At 69.7% G+C, this 16,643-nt stretch carries 18 protein-coding genes; 5 read left to right on the forward strand and 13 right to left on the reverse strand.

Annotated features, from left to right (window positions below; all coding sequences use genetic code 11):
- The first annotated feature begins 22 nt into the window (after nucleotides 1-22).
- Nucleotides 23-1,375 carry a hypothetical protein gene (locus H7A85_RS13365; RefSeq protein WP_182086446.1) on the forward strand — a complete coding sequence of 451 codons (1,353 nt, stop codon included), beginning with the start codon at nucleotides 23-25 and terminating at the stop codon, nucleotides 1,373-1,375.
- A 60-nt stretch (nucleotides 1,376-1,435) separates the two neighbouring features.
- Here the strand turns inward: H7A85_RS13365 and H7A85_RS13370 are convergent, their stop codons facing one another.
- The 10 genes from H7A85_RS13370 to H7A85_RS13415 all read right to left on the reverse strand — a co-directional run bounded on the left by H7A85_RS13370 (nucleotide 1,436) and on the right by H7A85_RS13415 (nucleotide 10,639).
- Nucleotides 1,436-2,683: a Zn-dependent hydrolase gene (locus tag H7A85_RS13370; protein ID WP_182086447.1), complete on the reverse strand. Its 1,248-nt coding sequence runs from the start codon at nucleotides 2,681-2,683 to the stop codon at nucleotides 1,436-1,438.
- Nucleotides 2,680-3,522, reverse strand: a complete 843-nt coding sequence (locus H7A85_RS13375) for a BtpA/SgcQ family protein (protein WP_182086448.1) — start codon at nucleotides 3,520-3,522, stop codon at nucleotides 2,680-2,682. The genes H7A85_RS13370 and H7A85_RS13375 overlap by 4 nt, the downstream gene beginning before the upstream one ends.
- Nucleotides 3,519-4,421: a ribokinase gene (locus H7A85_RS13380; RefSeq protein WP_182086449.1), complete on the reverse strand. Its 903-nt coding sequence runs from the start codon at nucleotides 4,419-4,421 to the stop codon at nucleotides 3,519-3,521. The genes H7A85_RS13375 and H7A85_RS13380 overlap by 4 nt, the downstream gene beginning before the upstream one ends.
- Before the next feature lie 9 nt (nucleotides 4,422-4,430).
- Complete coding sequence (locus tag H7A85_RS13385; protein WP_182086450.1) at nucleotides 4,431-5,198, reverse strand: glutamine amidotransferase; 768 nt, start codon at nucleotides 5,196-5,198, stop codon at nucleotides 4,431-4,433.
- Between the two features lie 35 nt (nucleotides 5,199-5,233).
- A complete protein-coding gene (locus tag H7A85_RS13390; protein ID WP_182086451.1) occupies nucleotides 5,234-6,328 on the reverse strand; it encodes a phosphotriesterase in 1,095 nt (364 codons plus the stop codon).
- Nucleotides 6,329-6,333: 5 nt separating this feature from the next.
- Nucleotides 6,334-7,365, reverse strand: coding sequence for an ABC transporter permease (locus H7A85_RS13395; protein WP_182086452.1), 1,032 nt, complete (start codon nucleotides 7,363-7,365; stop codon nucleotides 6,334-6,336).
- Nucleotides 7,362-8,168, reverse strand: coding sequence for an ATP-binding cassette domain-containing protein (locus H7A85_RS13400; protein WP_244631184.1), 807 nt, complete (start codon nucleotides 8,166-8,168; stop codon nucleotides 7,362-7,364). Before H7A85_RS13400 ends, H7A85_RS13395 begins: the two co-directional genes overlap by 4 nt.
- A gap of 68 nt (nucleotides 8,169-8,236) precedes the next feature.
- On the reverse strand, nucleotides 8,237-9,175 hold the full coding sequence (locus H7A85_RS13405) for a substrate-binding domain-containing protein (protein WP_182086453.1): 939 nt from the start codon (nucleotides 9,173-9,175) through the stop codon (nucleotides 8,237-8,239).
- 237 nt (nucleotides 9,176-9,412) lie between these two features.
- Nucleotides 9,413-10,033 (reverse strand): cupin domain-containing protein, encoded by a 621-nt coding sequence (locus H7A85_RS13410; protein ID WP_244631185.1) that lies wholly within the window; start codon nucleotides 10,031-10,033, stop codon nucleotides 9,413-9,415.
- 120 nt (nucleotides 10,034-10,153) lie between these two features.
- Complete coding sequence (locus H7A85_RS13415) at nucleotides 10,154-10,639, reverse strand: DUF6508 domain-containing protein (protein ID WP_182086454.1); 486 nt, start codon at nucleotides 10,637-10,639, stop codon at nucleotides 10,154-10,156.
- Nucleotides 10,640-10,801: 162 nt separating this feature from the next.
- On the opposite strand from H7A85_RS13415, the gene H7A85_RS13420 reads away from it, so the two are divergent.
- Both H7A85_RS13420 and H7A85_RS13425 read left to right on the forward strand, forming a co-directional pair.
- A complete protein-coding gene (locus H7A85_RS13420; protein ID WP_182086455.1) occupies nucleotides 10,802-11,050 on the forward strand; it encodes a hypothetical protein in 249 nt (82 codons plus the stop codon).
- Nucleotides 11,051-11,054: 4 nt separating this feature from the next.
- Complete coding sequence (locus H7A85_RS13425; RefSeq protein WP_182086456.1) at nucleotides 11,055-11,645, forward strand: hypothetical protein; 591 nt, start codon at nucleotides 11,055-11,057, stop codon at nucleotides 11,643-11,645.
- Here H7A85_RS13425 and H7A85_RS13430 read toward each other — a convergent pair.
- The 3 genes from H7A85_RS13430 to H7A85_RS13440 all read right to left on the reverse strand — a co-directional run bounded on the left by H7A85_RS13430 (nucleotide 11,635) and on the right by H7A85_RS13440 (nucleotide 14,325).
- A complete protein-coding gene (locus H7A85_RS13430) occupies nucleotides 11,635-12,897 on the reverse strand; it encodes an ATP-binding protein (protein WP_182086457.1) in 1,263 nt (420 codons plus the stop codon). The two genes, H7A85_RS13425 and H7A85_RS13430, sit on opposite strands and share 11 nt — an antisense overlap.
- The gene (locus H7A85_RS13435; RefSeq protein ID WP_182086458.1) at nucleotides 12,894-13,634 is read right to left on the reverse strand and encodes a response regulator transcription factor; all 741 of its coding nucleotides are present in this window, start codon (nucleotides 13,632-13,634) and stop codon (nucleotides 12,894-12,896) included. The genes H7A85_RS13430 and H7A85_RS13435 overlap by 4 nt, the downstream gene beginning before the upstream one ends.
- Before the next feature lie 100 nt (nucleotides 13,635-13,734).
- Entirely contained in the window at nucleotides 13,735-14,325 is a 591-nt protein-coding gene (locus H7A85_RS13440) for a TetR/AcrR family transcriptional regulator (RefSeq protein ID WP_182086459.1), read from the reverse strand.
- 373 nt (nucleotides 14,326-14,698) lie between these two features.
- Here H7A85_RS13440 and H7A85_RS13445 point away from each other — a divergent pair, with 373 nt between their 5' ends.
- On the forward strand, nucleotides 14,699-15,001 hold the full coding sequence (locus H7A85_RS13445) for a hypothetical protein (protein WP_182086460.1): 303 nt from the start codon (nucleotides 14,699-14,701) through the stop codon (nucleotides 14,999-15,001).
- Nucleotides 15,002-15,329: 328 nt separating this feature from the next.
- On the forward strand, nucleotides 15,330-16,559 hold the full coding sequence (locus tag H7A85_RS13450) for an efflux RND transporter periplasmic adaptor subunit (RefSeq protein ID WP_182086461.1): 1,230 nt from the start codon (nucleotides 15,330-15,332) through the stop codon (nucleotides 16,557-16,559).
- The last annotated feature ends 84 nt before the right edge of the window (nucleotides 16,560-16,643 follow it).

Below are 16,643 nucleotides of genomic sequence, written 5' to 3' on the forward strand. Positions count from 1 at the left end.
ATCCCTCGAAAGGAGGACGCCCGTGTCGGAACACACGATCGAGGACCTCGTCGAGGACGGCATCCGCCTCGCGCTCGCCTCACCTCTTTCTCCCAGTGCGAAGCGCGACCTCGCCCGCGAACTCTACGCCTTCCAGGCGCTCTACGACACGTCCGACACGCGCGGGCGGCTGGCGGCCGAGCTCGAATCCATCGGCTACGACGAGGCGAGGCCCGCGCGCCCGCGCCCCTGGCTCGATCTCGTCGCCGACATCGCGCGCCTTGCGGACGGTGCGGGCGACCGGCAACTCGTGCGGGGATGGCTCGGCGCGCTGGCGGCGGGCATCGACGAATGGACCCTGATCGACGCGGACTGGCCGCCGGACTTCCCGGCCTTTGCCGAGAGCCCTTCCGCGCTCGCCATCCGCGAGACGGCGACCCGATGCGATGTCTTCGCCCGGCAGGAGCGAAGCCGATACGGGAAGCTGCCGACCTATCGCGCGCTCGCGCAAGGCTACGAGGCGCTCGACCCTCGGACCATCGACCGGCGCACGATGCTGCGCTTCCTTCTCGATCACAAGGCCGAGCCCGCCCGCATCCGCGCCGACTACGACAAGGAGCGCGCGCGCATCGCCGCGATGGCGTCGAGCGCGCTCTTCGACCTACCCGCCTTGGTGGAGGCGCGCGGGGCTTTCCGGCTGGTCGGGCGGGAGAAACTCGACGACCGCCATGTCTTCGCCTTCGAGACGGGACCGGTATCAGCCGATCCCGACGCCTTTCGCATGCTTCTCGTTCTGGAGCATCTCCAGCCGTTCAACACGCTCCACATGTTCAAGGCGGTCCGCTCGCCGCTTCTGGCGCGGTGGCAGGGGAAGCACTTCACGCAGGGCGACGCCGACGTCCACTTCCGGCGCGGCATGCTGCATTTCATCCCGCGCGAACGACTGGACGCGCAAAAGCACCTCGACGCCATGGGCTGGCGCTATCGCATGGACCAGTCGGCACGCGTGCTGGGGCAGCGCATCGACTCCATGCTGGCGCTGTCCGGCTTCGGTCGCCGGATGGACGAGTTCTACGCGGTGCCCCTCGGCCGGCGGATCGACGAGGAAGGGTTCGATGCGATGGCGGGCGAGCGGCTCCAGCGGCTCGAACGGTTCGGCTTCTTCGCCGACGAGGTCGACATCCTGTTCGCCTGCGCCTGCCGGTCGTGGGACCGGGGCACCGAGCCGAAGGCCGAGATCGCCGGGATCGAGGAGCATCTCGCCCATATCCGCCCGGACGCGCCGGGGCGGGGGGACCGTGTCGCGGCGCTTCGGGCCCTTCGATCGGGCCCCGCCTTCGCGCCGGCGCTCGCGCGCTTTCCCTATCGCCGCCACGAGGAGGCGTTCGCGCTCTAGCCTCCTGTTTCGACGCGTTGTCCGGGCGCCGAAGCCGACATGGCTTCGATCGGAAACGCTCTAACCCCGCTCGAGAAACTCCAGGCTGGCTCCCAGAAGCGCCGCCGCGCCCGCCTCGACGAAGCGCGGCTCGACGTCCTCCGCCTCGTTGTGACTGATCCCCTCGCGGCAGGGGCAGAAGATCATCGCGGTCGGCGCGAGAGGGGCAAGGTGCAGCGCGTCGTGGAAGGCGCCCGAAACGATCGGGCGGGCAGGCAAACCCGCCCGGCGGGCGCCCGCCTCCACCACGGCGACCATGGCGGGCGAGAAGGCGGTGGGGGCCATGCGCACCAGGGTGCGGACCGCGACCGAGCAACCCGCCCGTTCGGCCTCGCGCGCGCAGACCACGCGAAGCTCGGCTTCCAGGCGCTCCAGCACGGCGGCATCCGGATGGCGCAGGTCCACCGTGAACGCCACGCGTTCGGCCACCGCGTTGACCGAGCCGGGCCACGCCTCGATCCGCCCGGCGGTGAAGCGCGCGTGCGCGTCGCCCGGCATCACGCCGGCATAGAGCGACGCGAGGATGGCGGCCGCCGCCGCCATCGGATCGCGGCGATACATGAGCGGCGTGGTTCCGGCGTGCGCCGCCCGCCCTCCCAGCGCGATCTCCAGCCACAACGTCCCTTGGATGCCTGTGACGATGCCGATCGGCGTGTTCTCGCGCTCCAGAACCGGGCCCTGCTCGATATGGAGTTCGAGATAGCCGGCGACCGGGTCGCCGAGGGCGACGGGCGCGAGATCGGGCAGCGAAGCGAGCGTCGCGGCGAGTTCGTCGCGCAACACGGCCCCGTCCGGCGCGCGCGCTTCGAGCCATTCGGGATCGAGGGCGCGGGCCGCGAAGGCCTGCGAGCCCATGGCGCCGGGCGCGAAGCGGCTGCCCTCCTCGTTGGTCCAGGCGACCGCCTCGACGGGGCAGGGCGTTCGCGCTCCGGCGTCCTCCAGGGCTTCCAGCACCTCGAAGGCGGAGAGAACCCCGAGCGCCCCGTCGAAGCGCCCGCCGGTCGGCTGGGTGTCGAGATGGCTGCCGAGAAGCAGCGGCGGGCGGTCGGGCCCCTGCCCCTCGCGCCGGACGAAGAGATTGGCCATCTCGTCCTGGCGCACCGAGAAGCCTCGCGCTTCGGCAAGGCTTTTCAGAAGCCGGCGGGCGTCCCGGTCGCCCGGCGTCAGCGCCTGCCGGTCGACGCCGCCGCGCCCCGTCGCGCCGATCGCGGCGAAGCGCCGGATGCGCTCGGCCAGACGCTCGGGGCGGATCGCCGGCCGGCTCGTCACCGGGGAAGGCCCTTGGTGAAGGCCTTGACGCGATCGGGATCGACCGGGTTCCACCAGACGCCGTCGTACTTCAAGGAGCTCGCGACGATGACGCCGTCCGCGACTTGGAGAATATCGCCGACGTTCTCGGGCGTCACGCCGCTGCCGACCAACGTCGGCAGGTTGGCGGCCTCTTTGATCATGCGGATATAGGAAAGCTCGGCGACGTGCCCGGTGCGCTGGCCGGTGGCGATCACCACGTCGGCGTCGAAGAACACGAGGTCCTTGACCTGCTCCTCCACCGGCCGGTCGGCGACGATCGCATGGGCGCCGTGCTTCACGTGGGCATCGGCGAAGATGCGGATGCCCTTGGCGCGCAGAGCCGCGCGGTAGCGCATGGCGCGCGCCGCCTCGCCTTCCACGAAGCCCTCGTTGGCGACATAGGCGTTGGCCCACTGGTTGACGCGCACGAAGGCGGCGTTCGAGGCGCTGGCGACGGCGAGCGCAGGGATCGCGGCGTTGGCCAGCACATTGATGCCGATGGGCTTTCCGAGATCGCGCCGGATGCGGTCGGCGACGACCGACATGTGTGCCGCCGTCTCGGGGCCGATCGCGTCGGGCTTGGAGAAGGGCACGTCGCCGTGGTTCTCGACGATCACCCCGTCGCAGCCGCCCGCGAGATAGGCGCGCGCATCGGAAAGCCCGCGCTCGTAGATCGTCTCCACCGCCTCGCCGTCGTGGCGCGGGCTGCCGGGAAGCGGCGCCAGATGCACGACGCCGATGATCGCCTGGGAGCGCCCGAAGATCGCCCGAAGCGTGTCGCCGGCCGCCTGGCCGATGGGTTTGCGGGTGTCGGTCATGCGTCGTCCTTTTCAAGTTCCGTCTGGAATTCGTCTCGGGTCGGGCCGCACCCGAAGGTGCCAGGGCGCGTCACCGCCAGCGCGCCCGCCCAGATGGCGAGCCGGATCGCCGCCTCGAACCCGTCGCCGAGCGCGAGGCGCGCGGCAAGCGTCCCGCAGAACACGTCGCCCGCCCCGCTCGTGTCGAGCGCACGCGCGGGGTAGGCGGGAACGCGGCGCGGCGCGCCCTCCCTGGCCTCGGTGTAGACCGCGCCCTCGCCCCCCAGCGTCACCACCGCCGCGCCGCCGCGCGCGGCAAGGTTCCGCGCGATCCGGCCGGGCTCGCTTTCCCCAGTCAGCGCCTCTCCCTCCCCGCGGTTGACGACGAGAACGGCGGCAGGGGCAAGCGGCATCGCGCGCCCCTCGTCCAAGGGGCTGGCGTTCAGGACCGTTCGCAACCCCAAGGCCCGCCCGGTTTCCAGCGCCGCGCGCGTCGCGTCCGGGGCGAGGTTGCCCTGAAGAACCAGAACGTCGCCGGTTCGTGCCTCCTCGGCCCACCCGCTTGCCGCCGGGTCGAAGGCGCGCGCGCAGGCGACGGCGCTGACGATCCGGTTCTCGCCCGAAGTCTCGACCAGGATCGTCGAGCGGTCGGTCGGCAAGTCCAGCGCCGTCAGGCCGCGATCAGACAGGCCTTCGGCAAGAAGAGCGCGGCGGACGAGGTCCGCCTCCGCATCCCCACCGACCGCCGCCCAGAGCGTCGCCTCGGCGCCGGCCCGCAGGGCCGCGAGCGCCTGGTTCGCCCCCTTGCCGCCGAGCGCCACCGATGCCCCGTCGGCGTTCAGCGTCTCGCCGGCCTGCGGAAAGCGCGACAAGCGGAACGTCGTGTCGAGCGCCGCATTGCCGAGGACATGAACGACCATGCGGGCGAACTACTTCGCGGTCGCCCAGCCGAGCATGGCGGAGAACAGCTTGGCATAGCCGTCCCAGCGGATGAAGTCGCCCGGCAGCCAGTGCGGCCCGACATCCGAGGTCCAGACCACCGAGCGGCCTTTCCCGTAGGTGCCGGTGACGAGAAGCGGCTGCGAGCCGTATTCGCCCGACACCGTCGCCAGAACCTCGGCGCCGGGCTTCAGCTCGACCTCGTTGTAGCCGAGAAGGATCGGCCAGTCGGCGCCGAGCCCTTCGAGGATCGGATGGGCGGCATCGCCCGTGACCACGGGCGCGAAGCCTTCGGGCACCTCGACCCGGTCGTCGAAGCGCAGGCAGGTGACGGGGAGGACGTCCTCGACCGGCGTGCGGGCATAGCGCGCGCCGCCGTTGATGCCCTGGAACGAGTAGTAGCCGCCGAACATCAGGAGCGCGCCGCCCTCCTCGACATATTGGCGGAGGAGCTTCAGCCGGTTCGGCGTCGGCCGGGAGTGGATCCAGGTGTCGGGATGCAGAAGCAGCGTGTTGGCGCCGATGTCGGAGAGGATCACCGCGTCGTACTGCGCCAAGCCCTCCATCGTCAGCGGAAAGTCGCGCTGCGCCTGATGGGCCGGCATGAAGGTGATGTCGTAGGGGCTGTCTTTCAGGGCATCGAGAAGCTCGTCCGCGCCCTGGTGGTAGGTCACGGTCGGGAACTGGTCGAAGCCCTTGATGTGGGTCGCCGTGGACACCCAGCTTTCGCCGGCGAGGAGCACCTTCTTGCGGGACATCGTATTTCCTTGGAAGTGGATAGGGGGAAAGAGGTTCAGGCCGCCTGGAACACGGCGCGCGGATTATCCGTCATGATCGCGTCGATCACCGTCTCGTCGACGCCGTGGCGCCGGAGGCGCGGCACGAAATGGCGAAGCACGTGGGCATAGCCGAAGCCGCCGTAGCGCGTCAGCATCATCTTCAGGAAGACGTCCTGGCTGAGAAGGATGCGGTCGGCAAAGCCGGCGTCCACCAGCTTCCGGATGGCGCGCGCGTTCTCCTCGTCGGAAGGGGACTGCGCGTCCTGGTCGGCATAATAATAGTCCATGCCGATCATGTCGTATTCCAGGAACGCGCCGCGCTTCGCCAAGCTCGTCTGGTAGGCGAGGTCGTCGTGGCTCGGGTTCATATGACAGAGAACCGTGTGCCGGAGATCGGCGCCCTCCGCCTCCACGACGTCCAGCACCTCGTGGGCGAGGCGCTCCCAGCCCGGCAGGTGGATCGACAAGGGAACACCCGTGCGCGCCGAGGCGCGGGCGGAGGCGCGCAGCGATTTGCGCTCGGTGGGCGTGAAGTCCTTGGATACGCCGACCTCGCCGATGATGCCGGCCATGATCTCGGGGCGCTCGGGTCCGCCGCCGACATCGGCGACGATGAGGTCCGCGACCTCCTCGACATCCATGGCGGCCAGCCATTCGGGATGGCTGAACTCGAGATAGAAGCCCGAGCCCATGACGATCCGGAGCCCGCTCATGCGCTGGATGCGCCGCAAGCCTTCCGGGTTGCGCCCGATGCCCCAGTTGGTCGGGTCCACTACCGTGTGGCCGCCGAGCGCCTGGAACATCTTCAGCTCCGACAGGGCGAGATCCCCGTCGTCCAGCGAGACGTTGTCGCGGTTCATGTAGGGGTTCATGCGCAATTCGCCGATGATCTCGATGCGCACGGGGCCCTCGTTCAGCACCGGATCGGGCGGGTGGCACGGGCAGCGCCAGGACTTGGCGCCGTCCAGAAACACGTGCTCGTGCATGAGCGTCACGCCCATGTCCCCTGTCGGGATCGGCCCGTCCACGGTCATCACATGCCCTGAGCGCACCCCGATCCCGGCGGTGCCGGCCCGCCGCGTTCCCGCATCCTGGAAATCGAGCGCCATCGTCTTCAGCGCCCGCGCGAGGCGCCGCGGAACAGGCGGAAGTTCAGCCAGATCGCGACGAGGATGATCGTGCCGGTGATGATCGGCGTCAGAAAGGGCGACATGTGCGACAGGATCAGCCCGTTGGCGATGACGGCGACGGTTAGCGCGCCGAGGATCGTGCCGATCATCGTGCCGCGCCCGCCGAAGAGCGAGGTACCGCCGAGCACCACGGCGGCGATGACCTCGAGCTCGAAGCCTTGGCCGGAGTTCGACGAGCCCGAGCCGAGGCGCCCGGCGAGCACGATGCCGGCGAGCGCGGCGGCCGTCGACGACAGGATGTAGACGGCGATGAGCGTGCGCCGGACGTCGACGCCGGCGCGCCGCACCGCTTCCTTGTTGGCGCCGATGCCGGTGACGTATCGGCCGAAGCGCGTTGCGTTGAAGACGAGGTAGGCGACGAGAAGGGCGGCGAGCGCGATCCAGGCGGGAATGGGCACGCCGAGGAGCCAGCCGCGCCCCATGGTGATGAAGAAACTTCCGGGCTCGATCGGGATCGAGTAGCCCCCGGTGATCAGAAGCGCGACGCCGCGGATCACCGACAGGCCCGCCAGCGTCACGATAAAGGCGGGAATGCCCTCGTAGGCGATGAAGAAACCCTGCACCGCGCCGACGAGGGCGCCGAGAGCCAGCATCGCGACGATCACCAGCGGCCAGGGCAGGCCGCTTTGCAGGAGCGTCGCCGACAGAGCGCAGACCAGCGCCAGGACCGAGCCGACCGACAGGTCGATACCGCCCGTCGTGATGACGAAGGTCATCGAGGCCGCGACGATCAGGAGCGGGGCCGACTGGCGCACGATGTTGAGAAGGTTGGGCGTCGACAGGAAGGCGTCGGTCGTCAGCCCGAACAGGAGGCAGACGAGGGCGAAGAAGATCGCGATCGAGCCGACCGCGCCGTTGGCAACGAAGCGGTCGCGAAGCGTCGCCTCGCGCACGCGGGCAGAGCTTGCCGGCGCATGGAGATGGGGCTGGCCGTCGGCGATGCCGGTCGGGGTCATGCGTGCGCTCCTTGCGTGGGGGCCGGTCCTTCGCCCGCGCGCGCCGAGCGCGCCTGGAACTTGCGCCCGACGATGAGGTTGACGACCTCCTCGATATGGGTGTCGGCGACGCGTCGCTCGGCGACGTTGCGCCCCTCGTACATGACCTGGATCCGGTCGCAGACGAGGAAGAGGTCCTGGAGCCGGTGGGTGATCAGGATGACACTGACGCCTCGGGCCGAGACGGTGCGGATCAATTCCAGCACGGCCTCGACCTCGGCGACGGCGAGCGCCGCCGTCGGCTCGTCCATGATGAGGACCTTGGGCTCGAACGAGGCCGCCCGGCCGATGGCGATCGACTGGCGCTGGCCGCCCGACAGGTTTTCCACCAACAGCTTCGTGTCGGCAATCACGATGCCGAGCCGCTCCAGCATCGCCTTGGCGTCCGCATGCATGCGGTGCTTGTCGAGAAGGTGGAGGCCGGCAATGCGCCGGCGCGGCTCGCGCCCGAGAAAGAGGTTTCCCGCCACGTCCACCGTGTCGCAGAGCGACAGGTCCTGGTAGACCATCTCGACCTTCGCGGCGCGCGCATCGGCCGGCGAGGAGAAGGATACCTTTTTCCCGTCGATCTCGATCGTGCCCGAATCGGGCACCACGGCGCCGGACAGGACCTTGGACAGGGTGGACTTGCCGGCCCCGTTGTCGCCGACGAGGCCGAGCACCTCGCCGGGCGCCAGACGCATCGACACGTCGTCCAGCGTCTGGATCGGCCCGTAGCGTTTCGAGATCCCGGTCATCGCGACCCGGTCGGGAATGGTCGTCATGACGCCTCCGGCTGCAGGAAGGGTATGCGGCGGGGCGCCAATGGCCCCGCCCTGGGGTTTAAGCGGCGTTACTGGAACATGCCCCGGAACCGGTCGACGTTGTCCTTGGTGACGATCGTCACCGGGATGTTGATGATCGGCTCGACCGTCTCGCCCTTTTTGAGACGGCTTAGCGCTTCCACGGCCGCCTTGCCTTCGCCGGCGGGATCCTGCTGCACCACGGCGGCGACCCAGCCCTCGTCGATGCCCTTGACGGCCTGGGCCGTCAGGTCCCAGCCGAAGACCTTGACGTCGCCCTGGCGCCCCTGGCTTTCCACCGCCGAGACCGAGCCGATGAGAGCCGGCTCGCCGGTGGCGTAGAGCGTCGTCATCGCGGGGTTGGCGGTCATCAGGTTCTCGGCGGCGCCGAGCGCCACGTCCTGGACGTTCTGCCCGTCCACCGTGTCGAGGAAGGTGACCTTGGCGCCGCTCATCCCCACCGCCTTCTTGAAACCGTCGAGCCGCTGGTTCTGGATGAAGGAGTTGAGCGCACCGACGACGCCGACGCTCGCCTCGCCCCCCATCTCCTTCGTCACATAGTCGGCGTAGTGCTTCCCGATCTCCTCGCCGGCCATCATGTTGTCGACACCCACGAACGAGACGTTGTCCCCGTCCGGGATCTGCGCGTCGATCGCGATCACCGGGATGCCGGCGTTCTTGGCTTCGGTAATGGCCGGCTTCACGCCGTTGACGTCGATCGCGATCAGGATGATGCCGTCGACCTTCTGGGTGACGTAGTTCTCGATCGCCGTGTTCTGGGCGGCCGGCACGTTGTTGGCGTCGAAGATCACGAGCTCGGCGCCGGCGGCCTTGGCCGCCGCCTTCGCGCCGTCGTTGATCTGGTTGAAGAAGAGGGCTTGGCTGTTGATCGTCACCATCGCGAACGTATCGGCCATGGCGGCCGAGCCGAGGCCGGCGAACAGGGCGAGCGCGGCGGCAGAGCCGGCGAGAAGCTGGGGAAGGCGCATTTTCCGAGTCTCCTTGATCGAGCGGTTCCATCCGCGGGCCGAGCCGTCGGGCCAGCGATAGAATTCAAGAGACTTGAATGCGTGTCAATGATATTGACGAAGAATTTCGCAGCGTTTGCAACTGCTGCATCCTTGTGCATCGCAGCATGAAAATTGGGCTGCTGGTTTTCGAACACGAAACGTTCGATAGCGCCTCGGTTTCGCTATTTCGAGCAGGGGCTCGACCCCGCCTCGTGCCTAGAATGTCGGCGGCGTGTTCACCCAGAAGATGCTGGCACGCTCCGTTCCGAGGTTGCGGTAGTGATGGGGGCGGTCGGAAGGAAACACGAAGGCGTCGCCCGGTTTCAAGTGGAACGCATGATCGCCGACATGAAGCTCGATCTCGCCGGCGATGACGTAGCCGACCTCCTCGCCGACATGGCGGATCGGCCCCGCGCTGGCGCCGCCCCCGTCGATATGATGGATGTTGCATTGCAGGAGATGGCCGGTGGAATAGGGGATCACCCGTTCCAACGAAATGCCTTCGCCCTGGCGCAGGGGATCCAGCGTGATCAGCGGGCGCTGCCCGGCACGGAACACCACGCCCTCCTCGCCGTCGGCTTCCTCGAACATGCGCCCGATATTGGTGTCCAGCACCTCGACGAGGCGGTGCAGCATGGGAAGCGAGGGGGACGCCTTGCCGTTCTCGACCTTGGACAGGAGGCTTTCGGAGCAGCCGGCGGCGGTCGCCAGCCCCTTCAGCGTCAACCCCCGCGTCTGCCGGGCGAGTTTGAGCCGCATGCCGAGCTTGGCAGGCGCCGAATCGAGGCTGCCCGAGAGGGCGTTCTTCAGCTTGGGAACGTTTGGGGCCGAACTCATGGGACTCTCGGAATGCAAACAACCGGTGCGAGAGCCGATATGGCCCGCAAACCCGGCGATGTTCAACCCACTTGAACAGCATGAAAGCGTATGGGGAAGCGTCGCGACGGATCGGATCCGTCAGCGCGCACGGGCGAGCGCTTCGACGCGCGCCAGGATGCGATGAAGGAGGCCCTCCTCGAAGGCGGCGTTGAGAAACCCCTCGTTGAAGCGGTCGCCCCGCACGAGGAGGGTCAGGAGATGGGCGAGCTCGCTCGCCGAGGCGGATGCCAGTGCGGCCGGGTCGGAGCGCAGCCGCGCGCATTCGGGCCCGCGCCCCCATGTCGCCCAATCGATCTCCGGCCGCACCCAATGGCCGCGATAGGCCGCCGCGATCAAGGCGTCGGCCTCCGGCGAGAAGGCGAACCAGGCCATCTCCACCACCCCGTCCCGCGCTTCGCCCCCCTGCCAGTGGCCGAAGCGGAAATCCGGATCGGCGAACACGGAGCAAAGCGGCAGGAGCGTGCCGAGATCGGGGGCCGTCTGCGGTGATGGTGGCGGCGGGGAGATCCTCTTGCGACGTTCGAAGGGCGCGCGCACGGCGCGAAGGATGCGAAGCCAAACCATGGCCGAGCTTTAGGGGAGGGACAAGGAAGCGCCAAGCCGCCGCCGCGCGGGTGTTGTGCTCCAGCCACGGATACAAATCGTAACGTTTCGTCACGTGGGTGACGCCCTTCCGCCGCAGCCCGCCGCTACCCCTCGCCTTGCCACGACACGAAGGGTCAGCGGATGAAGACTGGGGACAAACGGGTGCCGCCTTCGGTCGGCGAGATCGCGTTTCGCATCGCGGCGTGCACCGGGATCGCGCTGTTTCTCTATGCCATACCCGATCTGAGGGCGGATCGGGAACGGCAGATCGCCCCGTCCCAGATGGACGAGATCGCCGAAGGTCCCGTTTCCGCTTCGAGCGAGGCGACGACCTGCCTGCCGAGCGAACGGGGCGTACGCCTCGTGGACGTCGCCTTGGAGCGCCGCTAGGCCGATGTCGATCCTTCGCAGCTTTCTTCGCCGCGTAGCGCTTCAGGCCCTGGTGTCCAGCATCGCGATGGGGGGCATCCAGACGGTACTCCACCTCGGCCCCGGCTTCCTGACTCCCGGGACGACGGCCATCGAGCCCGAGCCAGCGCCCGAGGCGACCGCCCACGCCGCCCCAGGACCGGCCCCAGCCGCCACGACCTTCGCGCAGGACAGGAGCCCGGCCGACGCCCGAACCGGGCGGCTGCCGGTCTGGATCCGCCCGGTGCCGCCCGCGCCCGTCCGGCTCGCCGAGCGTCGTACGGTACCGGAGGTTTCGAACGGCGTTCTCCTGTTCGACCGCTGTGTGCCGGGCTGCGAGTCGCGCGATCCGCTGCTGGCGGCGAACCACGTCCCGGCGCCGGTCGCCGATACCGCTCCAGGGCCCGGCCCCGAAGCGGCGGATATGACCGCTTCCATTCCCATGGCGGATCCCGAGCCGGCGGCGGTTCTGGAACCCGTGCGAGAGGGCGAGGGGCGGATCGGCTCGCTGGCGCGCAGCGGGTGGTCCTGGGCGCGCGCGGTGGCGGGAGCCGTCGGCGAAACGCTCACTCCCTAGGCGCGCCCTCGTCGAGGCGCGGAAGGCGGACCTCCTGGCGCAACCCGCCGCCCGGGCGGTTGCGCAGCGTCAGCTGCCCGCCCTGGCGCTCGACGATATCCTTGGCGATCGCGAGGCCCAGCCCGGTGCCGCCGTCGCCCTTGCGACGGGCCGGATCGACCCGGAAGAACGGCTCGAAGACGCGGCCGAGAAGCGGCTCGGGAATGCCGGGCCCCCGGTCCTCGATCGTGATCGCGACGGTGTTCCCGTCACCCTCCATTGCGATGCTTGCCCCGCCGCCATGGCGGACGGCGTTTTCCGCCAGATTGCGCAGGGCGCGCTTGAGCGCCAGCGGCTGGGCCTCTACCAGAGCGGCGGGAAACAGGGTGCCGAGTTCGGCGGTCATGCCGAGATCGTGGAGTTCGGAGGCGATCTCGGCGAGGAGGTCGGCCGGCGCGACCGGATCGAACGAGGCGAGATCGACGTCCTCGCGCACCAGCCGGATCGCGCTGTCGGCGATGGCGTCCATCTCAGCGAGATCGCGCAGCCACACCGCGCGCTCGCCCTCGGGCAGGAACTCGGCGCGCAGGCGAAGCCGCGTCATCGGCGTGCGCAGGTCGTGGCCGGCCGCCGCGACGAAGCGCATCCGGCTTTCCACCCCGGCCGACAGGCGCGCCGACAGGGCGTTGAAGGCGCGCGCGATCGCCCGCTCCTCCGGCGGCCCGCGCTCGGCGACGGGCGACAGCGTTCCGTCGGTGCGAACGCTCGCGATGATCTCGTCCATCAGGCGCACGGGCCTGAGGACGCGCGCGGCGACGGCGAGCGAAACCACGCCCGCACCCAGGATCACGAGCGACACGTAGGCCAGCATCGGGCGCACGGGCGGCGGCGGGGCGCTGGCCAAGCGCAGAAACACCCAAGGCCCGCCCCCAAGCGGCACGGCGACCTCGCGCATCCGTCCGCCCGCGCTCGCGACCAGAACGGGAAGCGGGGTGCCCGCCGCCGCCAGCGCCTCCTGCATCTCCCGCGTCTCGTCCTCGTCCACCGCCTCCCCCGCCGGCCGGGACCCGAGCTTCAGCCCGGCCGCCTCGGCGCGCTCGGGCGAGCCGCCCACGAGGCGCGCGGTGGCCGCCACCTGCTCGACCTGGGCACGCAGGAGCATCCCGTCGTCCGGCTTGTCCACCAGGAGAAACGTGCCTCCGGCGGCCAGAACCACCACGGTGACGATCGCCGCGACCTGGAACAGGATCAGCCGGGTGCGCAGCGAGTTCACCGGAGCCGGGCGTCCCGCTCGATCCGGGCGGCGAACTGGTAGCCGCCGTTGCGCACGGTCTTGAACATGCGAAACACGCCGTTGTCCCCGAACTTGCGGCGAAGCCGGCTCATGGCGACGTCCACCGTCCGGTCGAGCGGATCGGGCGAGGAACGGCCGTAGAGGCGCTCCGACAGGGCGTCGCGCGACAGGAGGCGGCCGGGATGGTCGAGAAAGATGCGCAGGAGATCGAATTCGGTTCCCGTCAACGCGATCTCGCGCCCTTCCGGGTCGCGCACGGCGCGCGACACGGGGTCGGCGCTGTAGCCCTCGAAGCGATACAGCGCCTCGCCGGGCGCCGGCGCGGGCTCCGGCGTTGCCCCGGCCGGCACGGGCGAGGCTTGCCGGCGCAGCACCGCGCGGATGCGCGCCACCAGCTCGCGCGGGTTGAACGGCTTGCCGAGATAGTCGTCGGCGCCGATCTCCAGCCCGACGATGCGGTCGATATCCTCCTTCAAGGCGGTCAGCAGGATCACGGGAAGCCCCGGCCGCTCGCCCCGAAGACGACGGCACAGGTCGAGGCCGGAGCCGTCCGGCAGCATGACGTCGAGAACCACGAGGTCGATGCCGCCCTCAATGAGCGCCTGCTCGCATTCGTGGAGGCTCGTCGCCAGACGGATGCGGAAGCCCTGCGCTTCCAGGTACCGGCCGAGAAGCGCGCGGATCTCGGCATCGTCGTCCACCAGGAGAAGCCGCATTCCGTTCGTCGCTCGTGTCCCTGCCCGCCTCGGATGGGCTCAGTGTATCGCCGTTCGGGCGATCGCGTCCACCGGACCCTCAAGCCGGCGGAGCGCGCCCTCACACGGGCGGCCAGGTGCGCATCGTCATGGCGACGACGCGGCGGAGATCCTCGGCGTTGGCGCCGCTGGCCGCCTGAACCGCGATCCCGTTGGCGACCGACATGACGTAGCGGGCGAGATCGGTGGGGTCGGCATGGCCCGGCAGATCGCCGGCGTCCTTCCATTCCTGCAGCCGCCGGCAGAGCGCGGCCTCGTTCTGAGCGCGCCGCGAGCAGAGCTCCTGGCGGATCGCCTCGCTCGCCTCGCTGCAGACCAGCGCCCCCTGCACCATCAGGCAGCCCTTGGGCGTATCGCCCTCTGCGTCGACGCCGGCAAAGGCGAGCAGCATCCGCTCCACCGCCCGGCGCGAGGTCGGCTCCTTCAAAGCGTCGCAGGCGGCATCCGGGCGCTTGGCTGCGTAGCGGTCGAGCGCCTTGCGGAACAGCTCCTCCTTGTTGCCGAACACGGCATAAAGGCTCGGCTTGGCGATGCCCATCGCCTCCGTCAGGTCCGACAGGGACGTTCCCTCGTAGCCCTGTCGCCAGAACAGCTCCATCGCGCTGTCGAGCGCCACATCGGCATCGAACTCGCGCGGACGACCGACACCCATCTCTCGTCTCCTTCTCGACCGGGCGGCTCGAACGGCCGCCTCCAAATTTTTATACCTGTCGGTAAAATACTCCGTTGACAGGTTGGTTCCAAGCCCTTAATTCGTTCCATACCGATCGGTAATGAACCGGAAAGGTTCCCTGCCGATGGTTCCGACGGCCGCCCATGAAGGGCGCCGACGCGAGCCGGCCAGCGTTGTCGCCGGCCCCGCATGACCACCACCGACCGCCGGCATGGTGCCGGGCGGCGGGCCGACGAATTGCGTCCTCGCATTCCGCCTGCCCGGTTTCCAAACCATCACGGGTCGCACAGCGATCCGCGGCCCCCGGCCGCGGCCGGACGAACGCGACCCGATTTTACCAAGGACATATCCCATGACCCGCATTCTTGCAGCCGCCGCCGCCACGCTTCTCCTGTCCACGGGCCTCGGCCTTGCCAACGGCCTCGTCCCGGGCTCGGACACGAGCGTTCGCGGCCAGCAGTCGATCGGCGACACGGCGGTGGCCACCGGCCACTACGCCTCTCGCGAGCGTGCCGACACCCGCTTCGGCTACCCGACGACGCACGAAACGATCCGCGCCTCCGACCAAGCGGACGATCGCGCCGCCAACCGGACGGCCGGCGCTCCGGTCTCGGCTTCGAGCGGCATTCTGGTGCCGGGCTCCGACAGCTTCTGACCGCCCTCTTCGCCCGCGGCCGAAGGGCCGCGGGCGAGCCTTGTCCTGATCGCGCCGATTTGTCGCCGACGCTCGCCAACAAGGATGTTCCCCATGTCGCTCTGCCTTCCCGTTTCACCCTCCGAAACCGTCCCGGATCGCCTCGCCACCCGCCTCCTGCGGTTTCTAACCCCGCGCGCCGGCCTTCCGGACGATGGGGCGCCGGCCGCCCGCAAGAATGAATTTTCGGCCGCTCCCGAGCACCTCGACGCGCCTCCAGAGATCAACGCCCTTCTCCTTTGACCACCTCCGCCCGCTTCTCGTGCCCGCTTCTCGTGAAGGAAATCCCATGGCCCGCATCCGCTCCCTTCTGAACTGGGCCGCCGCCGTCTTCGCGGCCGCCGCGGCCGCCGCCTTCTTCGCCACATTCCTCGGCCTCGGCATCATGGCGCGCGAGGCGGGCGTCGCCCGAGGGGCGGAAGCCGCCGAGCCGGCAGCGCCGCCCGCCGTTCCCGCCTCCGTCGCGCGCGTCGAGCGCCGGCCCGTCGAGCTTTGGCAACGCTATTCCGGCCGTCTCGAAGCGGTGGAGCGCGTCGAGATCCGCTCGCGCGTACCCGGCGCGGTCGAGGCAGCGCATTTTCGCGAAGGCTCGCTCGTCGAGAAAGGCGCCCCGCTTCTGACCATCGACCCGGCGCCCTACGAGGCCGCCGTGTCGCGGGCCGAATCCGACCTCGAAGCCGCCAAGGCCCGCCTTCTCTTTGCCCGGGGCGAGCTCGAGCGCGGCGCCCAGCTCCAAGGCAACCGCACGATCGCGGCCTCCGAATACGACCGCCGTGTCCAGAGCGCGCGCGAAGCGGAAGCGGCGGTCGCCAGTGCCGACGCCAATCTGCGCACCGCCCGGCTCGACCTCGCCTACACCGACATCCGCGCGCCCGTTTCGGGTCGGATCGGCCGCCTCGAAGTGACCGCCGGAAACCTCGTCTCGGCCGGCGCCGCCTCGCCGGTTCTCGCCCGCATGGTCTCGGTGGACCCGATCTATGCCGCGTTCGACGCCGACGAAGAGGCCGTTGAGCGCCTCGTGTCGGGCGCCGGCGGGTGGCAGGGGGCCGAGGACGTGCCCGTGGAACTCGATCTGGCCGACGGCCGGGTGGCCAAGGGTCGGATCCAGCTGATCGACCCGAGCGTCGACGCCGCCAACGGGACGGTCGGCATCCGCGTCGCCTTTGCCAACCCGAACGGCACGCTTCTTCCCGGCCAGTTCGCCCGGATCCGCCTCGGAGCCCCGCGCGCCGAGCCCGCGCTTCTCGTGTCCGAGCGCGCGGTCGGCACCGACCAAGCCAAGCGCTACGTCCTCGTCGTCGACGACACGGACACCGTCCAGTACCGCGAAGTCTCGCTCGGCCCCGCAGCGGGCGACATGCGCGTCGTGGAAAGCGGGCTCAAGGCCAACGAGCGCGTCGTCGTCAACGGCCTGCAGCGCCTTCGCCCCGGCGCCAAGGTCGCCCCCCAGATGGTGTCCATCGAAACCGGTCGCTCCCTCGACCGGCAGGCCAGCGCCGACCTGTCCCCCGCGCGCTGACCGGCGTCCCCCGGCGGAGCTTTTCTCTCCGGCTCCGTCGGGGTCGATGCCCCCTCCCATTTTTCGTCCGAAAGACCCCTCCCC

It is taken from the genome of Aureimonas sp. ME7, from assembly GCF_903970965.1.
Lineage (GTDB): Bacteria > Pseudomonadota > Alphaproteobacteria > Rhizobiales > Rhizobiaceae > Aureimonas.

What these genes read in the sequence shown, in the direction of transcription:
- H7A85_RS13420 (WP_182086455.1), top strand. Translation starts at nt 10,802, where the DNA reads ATGAAGACTGGGGACAAACGGGTGCCGCCTTCGGTCGGCGAGATCGCG.
- H7A85_RS13425 (WP_182086456.1), top strand. Translation starts at nt 11,055, where the DNA reads ATGTCGATCCTTCGCAGCTTTCTTCGCCGCGTAGCGCTTCAGGCCCTG.
- H7A85_RS13450 (WP_182086461.1), top strand. Translation starts at nt 15,330, where the DNA reads ATGGCCCGCATCCGCTCCCTTCTGAACTGGGCCGCCGCCGTCTTCGCG.
- H7A85_RS13445 (WP_182086460.1), top strand. Translation starts at nt 14,699, where the DNA reads ATGACCCGCATTCTTGCAGCCGCCGCCGCCACGCTTCTCCTGTCCACG.
- H7A85_RS13390 (WP_182086451.1), bottom strand. Translation starts at nt 6,328, where the DNA reads ATGGCGCTCGATTTCCAGGATGCGGGAACGCGGCGGGCCGGCACCGCC.
- H7A85_RS13440 (WP_182086459.1), bottom strand. Translation starts at nt 14,325, where the DNA reads ATGGGTGTCGGTCGTCCGCGCGAGTTCGATGCCGATGTGGCGCTCGAC.
- H7A85_RS13415 (WP_182086454.1), bottom strand. Translation starts at nt 10,639, where the DNA reads ATGGTTTGGCTTCGCATCCTTCGCGCCGTGCGCGCGCCCTTCGAACGT.
- H7A85_RS13380 (WP_182086449.1), bottom strand. Translation starts at nt 4,421, where the DNA reads ATGGTCGTTCATGTCCTCGGCAATGCGGCGCTCGACACGACGTTCCGC.
- H7A85_RS13395 (WP_182086452.1), bottom strand. Translation starts at nt 7,365, where the DNA reads ATGACCCCGACCGGCATCGCCGACGGCCAGCCCCATCTCCATGCGCCG.
- H7A85_RS13375 (WP_182086448.1), bottom strand. Translation starts at nt 3,522, where the DNA reads ATGACCGACACCCGCAAACCCATCGGCCAGGCGGCCGGCGACACGCTT.
- H7A85_RS13400 (WP_244631184.1), bottom strand. Translation starts at nt 8,168, where the DNA reads ATGACGACCATTCCCGACCGGGTCGCGATGACCGGGATCTCGAAACGC.
- H7A85_RS13410 (WP_244631185.1), bottom strand. Translation starts at nt 10,033, where the DNA reads ATGAGTTCGGCCCCAAACGTTCCCAAGCTGAAGAACGCCCTCTCGGGC.
- H7A85_RS13385 (WP_182086450.1), bottom strand. Translation starts at nt 5,198, where the DNA reads ATGTCCCGCAAGAAGGTGCTCCTCGCCGGCGAAAGCTGGGTGTCCACG.
- H7A85_RS13405 (WP_182086453.1), bottom strand. Translation starts at nt 9,175, where the DNA reads ATGCGCCTTCCCCAGCTTCTCGCCGGCTCTGCCGCCGCGCTCGCCCTG.
- H7A85_RS13435 (WP_182086458.1), bottom strand. Translation starts at nt 13,634, where the DNA reads ATGCGGCTTCTCCTGGTGGACGACGATGCCGAGATCCGCGCGCTTCTC.